General features: G+C 32.5%; 6 protein-coding genes. 5 read left to right on the forward strand and 1 reads right to left on the reverse strand.

Annotation, left to right across the window (positions count from 1 at the left end; translation table 11 throughout):
* Positions 1 to 2 precede the first annotated feature (2 nt).
* Positions 3 to 902: a deoxyribonuclease IV gene (locus QA612_RS03645; protein WP_278282394.1), complete on the forward strand. Its 900-nt coding sequence runs from the start codon at positions 3 to 5 to the stop codon at positions 900 to 902.
* A 564-nt stretch (positions 903 to 1,466) separates the two neighbouring features.
* On the opposite strand, the gene QA612_RS03650 is transcribed toward QA612_RS03645, so the two are convergent.
* Positions 1,467 to 1,745: a DUF2624 family protein gene (locus QA612_RS03650; protein ID WP_278282395.1), complete on the reverse strand. Its 279-nt coding sequence runs from the start codon at positions 1,743 to 1,745 to the stop codon at positions 1,467 to 1,469.
* 144 nt (positions 1,746 to 1,889) lie between these two features.
* Here QA612_RS03650 and QA612_RS03655 point away from each other — a divergent pair, with 144 nt between their 5' ends.
* The 4 genes from QA612_RS03655 (at position 1,890) to QA612_RS03670 (ending at position 6,343) form a co-directional block, all read left to right on the forward strand.
* The gene (locus QA612_RS03655; RefSeq protein ID WP_278282396.1) at positions 1,890 to 3,254 is read left to right on the forward strand and encodes a two-component system sensor histidine kinase NtrB; all 1,365 of its coding nucleotides are present in this window, start codon (positions 1,890 to 1,892) and stop codon (positions 3,252 to 3,254) included.
* 396 nt (positions 3,255 to 3,650) lie between these two features.
* The gene (locus tag QA612_RS03660; RefSeq protein WP_278282397.1) at positions 3,651 to 4,322 is read left to right on the forward strand and encodes a hypothetical protein; all 672 of its coding nucleotides are present in this window, start codon (positions 3,651 to 3,653) and stop codon (positions 4,320 to 4,322) included.
* Between the two features lie 405 nt (positions 4,323 to 4,727).
* Complete coding sequence (locus QA612_RS03665; protein WP_278282398.1) at positions 4,728 to 5,486, forward strand: metal ABC transporter ATP-binding protein; 759 nt, start codon at positions 4,728 to 4,730, stop codon at positions 5,484 to 5,486.
* Positions 5,487 to 5,500: 14 nt separating this feature from the next.
* Positions 5,501 to 6,343, forward strand: a complete 843-nt coding sequence (locus QA612_RS03670; protein ID WP_278282409.1) for a metal ABC transporter permease — start codon at positions 5,501 to 5,503, stop codon at positions 6,341 to 6,343.
* The last annotated feature ends 50 nt before the right edge of the window (positions 6,344 to 6,393 follow it).

Raw genomic sequence — 6,393 nt, forward strand, 5'->3', positions numbered from 1 at the left:
TAATGTTATTAGGATCACATGTTTCCATGAGTGGGAAAAAAATGCTATTAGCAGCAAGTGAAGAAGCTGCATCATATGGTGCAACAACATTTATGATTTATACAGGAGCTCCACAAAATACGAGAAGAAAACCAATTGAAGATCTTAACATTGAAAAAGGTATGGAGCATATGAAATCAAATGGGATTTCTAATATTGTAGTACATGCACCTTATATTATAAATATTGGTAATAGCTTGAAGCCTGAAACGTTTGAATTAGGAGTACGTTTTTTAAAAAGTGAAATTGAACGAACGGAAGCATTAGGTGCTAAACAAATCGTTCTTCATCCGGGAGCACATGTAGGAGCTGGTCCTGAAGAGGGAATTAAGAAAATTATTGAGGGACTTAATGAAGTATTAGATCCTAAACAAGATGTGCAGATAGCTTTGGAGACAATGGCGGGAAAAGGCTCTGAATGTGGTAGGTCATTTGATGAACTTGCAAAAATTATTGATGGGGTTACTCATAACGAGAAGCTATCCATCTGTTTTGATACATGCCATGTTCATGATGCAGGCTACGACATTGTAAATGATTTGGATGGAGTTATAAAGGAATTTGATCAAATTATTGGTATTGATCGTCTAAAGGTACTTCATATAAACGATAGTAAAAATGATCGAGGAGCAGGGAAGGACCGTCATGAAAATATAGGCTTCGGTCATATAGGTTTTGAAGCTCTTGAACAAGTAATTTACCATCAAGTATTTGATAACATACCAAAAATATTAGAAACACCATACGTAGGTGTAGATAAGAAAAATAAATTTGCTCCATATAAATTAGAGATTGAGATGATTAAAGAACGTAAATTTAACGAAGATTTAAAAGAACAATTACTAAATGGAATAGAAGTATAAATGGATACATTTCTTAACGGTCTCAATTTATAATATTTTAAAACAAAGATAAAAACGCACATGAATTAAATTCACTGTGCGTTTTTTTAGTCTACCCTGAAAATAAGTGATATCGAACTTAGCAGTATTAACAAATAAAGGTTATGTTAATCATTCGTTCCACACCACTTCGCTTTCACCACAAGGGTATAAGTGCGACATCTGCTCTGTTTCACTTCGTTTGCAATCGCAGTGTCTTCTTTACCACGGGCAACGCCTCAGCTTCACACTTCGCACACTGTGCAGAAGTGCGGGATCTTCACCTGTTGCTTTTCCCGCAGGACTTTGAATTGCTTCTAAGAGTAATCCCACGCACGAAGAAAATGTGATAGCATTTTCGAGGAGTCTCATGGGATTCCACTCATTCCAATTGGATTAAATTATTTTCATCCCCCATGGTGCAATCTTCACTTGCATGTGAGGTCTACCCTGAAAATACGCGGTATAAAAGTTCAGAGAAGTATAGACAATATGCTTTTTTTCATACCTCATGGTGTAAGATACATGTATAGTGGAGAAAAGTTTTTAGTCTATAGAATAATCTAAATATGATTCATAAGGTTTTAGTAATTTTCTTGCTTTTTGGTAAAGCTTTGGATCTAAATTTGATTTTAATTTTTTGTTTACAGATAATACTAATTTTTTATCACCAATATCGAACGGTTCCTCTTGAAGAATGGCAAGAACTTCTTTTGCTTGCTTTACAGTTATAGATATTCTATTTTCTCTTCCTAAACGAATTAATTCTTTAACAGTTAAAGATCTAATCTTCTGATTCACCATTTGACGAACGAGGGGATTCATGAAGTATACCTCCTAAAACCAATTTAAGTAATAAAATTAACACTTTTTATTATAAATATGGTTCTTACAGCAAAATGTTCCATATTCATGTATACTAAAGGCAAGGAAACTGACAATGATATGTATTGTAAGGAGAGCATATTTATGGTAAATACAAAAAAAGAAGCTTATGAAAATAACTTTTTGTTAAATAAAATTTCAGAGCTCTCTAATACATGGACCTTCGTATTTGATCTAAATGAAAACCTTAAAAGATTGTATATAAACGATGACACCGTTAAAAGTCATGTTCAGAAAGATTTTCAAGGGTGTTTTAGTACTAAAGAATGGAACAAGTTTCAGCATTTTTATCATAAGATAATTTACTCCAAGGAACATTCTCTTCAAGAATTGAATGTAACCTTAAAAATAGGAGCAGACTATCATCCTCTTCAATTAAAAGGTGAACGAATAGATAATGTAGTTGTTATTATTGGGAAAAAAATGATAGTGGAAAGTAAATACAGTATGTTTAATGGTCTTCCAATTCCTATTATTTTTATGGATATTGATGGGGTTATCCTTGATTGGAACTCTCAGTTGGAGTCATTATTTGAAAGTTTAAATATTGCAACTTTTAAAATGAATGAACCATTTTACTTAGAACAGTATCATGCGTTTTATGAGTCAATATATTCTCTCCTAAATACCTTGAAAAAGGAGAATGAAAAATGTGCTGAAACGTCGTTTCGGGAAGATGGTATTCAGTTAAGTGTACAGGCTGTGAAATTTGAAAATAATTTTGTTATAGTGTCATTTAAGGATGAAAGTCTGCTTCTAAAACATGAAAAAATGTTGAAAACACAACAACAAATGGAAGCTGTGACTCAGGTGGCTGCAGGAGTAGCTCATGAATTAAGAAATCCTTTATCAGTTATTAAAGGTTTTCTCCAATTATCACGATTATCAAATAATTTAAACAAGTATTATGATACTATTTTTTCTGAGATAGAACGAATGAATAAAATTATTGAAGATTTTTTATCGGTTTCTAGGAAAGAAATTGAATTGCACTTTGTTAAACCATTAACATTAATGGAATCTTTATTAATGATTTTCCGTTCTGAATGTTTGTTACATGATGTACATTTTACGTTTTCAATTAATGGATCAGATTCACCAGTGTATGTCAATGATCAGATGATAAAACAAGTTCTGATCAATATATTAAGAAATTCAATAGAAGCTTATGATAAGCAAAAGGAAAATAGGACATTTAAATTAAATACATATAATGATGGGGACTTTTTTAGAATTGAATTAGTAGATCAGGGTCCTGGAATACCAGAAGCTATACTTTCAAAAATTGACCAACCTTTTTTCACAACAAAAGAAAAGGGAACTGGAATTGGGATTCCATTATGTAAACAAATTATTGAAGAGCATAAAGGGCGTTTTTTTGTTGAAAGTGAAGAATCTAAAGGGACAAAAGTAAGCCTCCTTTTACCAATTTATAAAGATAGAATTTAATTACAAAAACACTCGAAACTATTTTTAACGGGTTTATTTTCATAGGTGCTAAAAAGCCATTCACAAGCAAAAACACATGCGATTTCACACCAGAAATCACGTGTGTTTTTTTGTTACTATATCAATCTTTTATTACTAAATAGACATGAAATCACAAAGTAATTCACACACCTATTCACATAGGTGGAAATAAATATATCTTCTTGTGATGTCGATGTGATTTGTCATGTGAATTTTGCTGTGAAAAAGAAAAAATTGGATATTTATGCTAAAATTAATGGAAGGAATAAACAGATTTTGTGAAGTAATGTACTTAAAGTTACGTGGAGTTTAGTGCAAGAAGCAAATAGAGGAATAAGTGAATGTATTTATTTGAACGTTTAGGAGGAATTTTTGATGGAGTGTTCCCAATGGTTGCAAGGTGGTCCTTTCCTTGAAGTTAGTTTCATTACGGAACTTAAAGAAAAGAAATCGAAAGCAATACAAGCCATTATAAGTAGGTTATCCAAGTTAACAAATAAAGTTGAAATCGTAGACAAAAACGTCGATGAAATAATAGCCTTTTTTGAAAGAGGATACTCCTTTGATGAAGAAGACCCACACCCCATTAAATTACACTCACTAAGATTAAGATTATATGTCAATTTTCCAAGAAAACGAAAGGCAACATTACAAATAGAAACGGTTTCTTCAAATGCACTTATGGTTAATTTTTGGTTTTATGGAGATGAATTTGATGAACCTGAATGGGGCCAAATTGGTATAAGGAAAGAGGAGTTTACAGACTTTACAAGTTTTTTTGAAGAACTATATTCTGTTTATGAGTTTAAAATCGGTGCAATTGCAATCGAAGAAGATGTTCTTGATTTATTTGATTGTGGTGAAACCTACCCAAACGAACGTTATCGTTTCAAAAATGTGTCTTCTGATTATCTATTTAAAGAACCATCTCGTTTCATAAATATAATTTGGAATGAAATGTATAATGAATTAAGCCATATTCCTTATAGTTATAAAAGGCTTGATAAGGAAGGTATTCTTATTGATACAAGGAATCATAACGAGTAACATTGTTCAAGTAACGGACCGTTAGTATAACAAGCAAATATGATATTAAAAGGTACGAAGAACATATCTTCGTGCCTTTTAAACTGTGATTTTAGTTGTGAAAGTTGTGTGATTAAGCTTGTGATTTGGTCTGAGATTTACAATTTTTGCACCTCGCAAGTAACCCGTTAAACTATTTTTGAGTTGTTTTAATTTGTAATTTAAAATTATTATTATTTAAGGATTGAAAATATAGAATAAGCAAACTATAATGATAGATAAGAAATGTTTACTTAGGGCAACTTTTTAAATCTTACGAAAAAAAATCGTTCATATTCACATTCGTTGCCTGTACGACATATAGTAATTTATCTTTAAAATACGTTTTAAATATTAATAAGGAATGTATTGAACAGGAGGATGGAAATGGCAAATAATACAGAAATTATAGTTGATCATTTGTCTGTTCATTACCATGGGAACTTAGCACTTAAGAATGTGAGTTTTTCCATTAATGAAGGAAATATTGTTGGTGTAATTGGACCAAATGGTGCAGGTAAGTCAACGTTAATGAAAGCAATGCTCGGTTTAGAGAAATATACCGGGAAGGTTACTATTTTTGGTAAAAAAATTAGGGAAGTACGTAAGAATATTGCTTATGTACCTCAACGTAGTACGATTGATTGGGATTTCCCTGTTCGCGTAGAGGATGTTGTTTTAATGGGTAGGTATCCCCACATTCCTTGGTATAAAAGGCCAAGTCGAAATGACAAAAGAATTGTAAATGATTCCTTAAGGAAAGTTGGTATGGAGGATTTTGCAAATAGACAGATTGGGGAGCTTTCTGGTGGACAACAGCAAAGAGTTTTTATTGCACGAAGCCTAACTCAAAATGCAGATATCTTTTTCTTAGATGAACCATTCGTTGGAATTGATGTAAAGTCTGAAGAAATAATTGTAAATTTACTTCACGAACTTAGGAACGCCAACAAGACAATATTTGTAATCCATCATGATATAAGCAAAGTAGAAAAATATTTTGATCAATTAGTTTTATTGAATCAAGAACTCATCCATGCTGGCTCCGTTAAAGACGTTTATTCTGCTGAAAATTTAAAGCGCGCATATCAAGGGAGTACGACTTTCATACAAGAGGGGAAAGAATTGGTGGTGGTGAATCCTTGATTAACCAAATACCTATGTTCATTGATCAATTATTTCGTTACACATACTTGCAGCAGGCGTTAGTTGCATCCGTACTTGTTGGTGTTATTTGTGGTGTCATTGGTTGTTATATTATTTTAAGAGGAATGGCATTGATGGGGGATGCTATTTCTCATGCTGTTTTACCTGGTGTTGTCGTTTCTTATATGATTGGTGCAAGCTTTTTTTTAGGTGCAGTAGTAACAGGAGTATTAACAGCATTAGCTATTGGATATATATCACAGAATAGTCGAATAAAAGAAGATTCAGCAATTGGAATTATGTTTACAGCTATGTTTGCCTTAGGTGTTGTGATGATAACAAGCTTACGAGGGACTCGTTTTGATTTGTGGCATATATTGTTCGGTAATGTATTAGCCGTTTCAAGAACAGATTTACTTATTACAGTTGGGATAGGTGTATTTGTTTTAATAGCTATTGTAATTTTTTATCGGCCATTGCTTTTAAGTACTTTTGATCCAACGATGGCAAAAGCTTCAGGTCTACCAGTAAAATTGATACATTATATTTTAATGTTACTATTATCATTAGTAACAGTAGCTTCATTGCAAACAGTAGGTATCATACTTGTTGTGGCAATGCTTATAACACCAGGGGCTACAGCCTATTTATTGACAGATCGTTTTCCTGTAATGCTCTTATTGTCAGCTCTAATAGGAGTGGTTTCAGCAATTAGTGGTCTGTTCTTCTCAGTTGTTTATGATGTTGCATCTGGGGCATCCATCGTACTTGCTGCTTCGATTTTGTTTTTACTTGCATTCTTCTTTTCACCAAAACAAGGTATTATTCCAAGAATGTTTAGAAAACCAATTTCTTAACAGTTTCTATCAGGATAGATTATTTCAATGGTGACCGACTTGCGGTTGCC

Origin of the sequence: Evansella sp. AB-P1 (assembly GCF_029688925.1) — a bacterium.
Taxonomy (GTDB): domain Bacteria; phylum Bacillota; class Bacilli; order Bacillales; family Salisediminibacteriaceae; genus Evansella.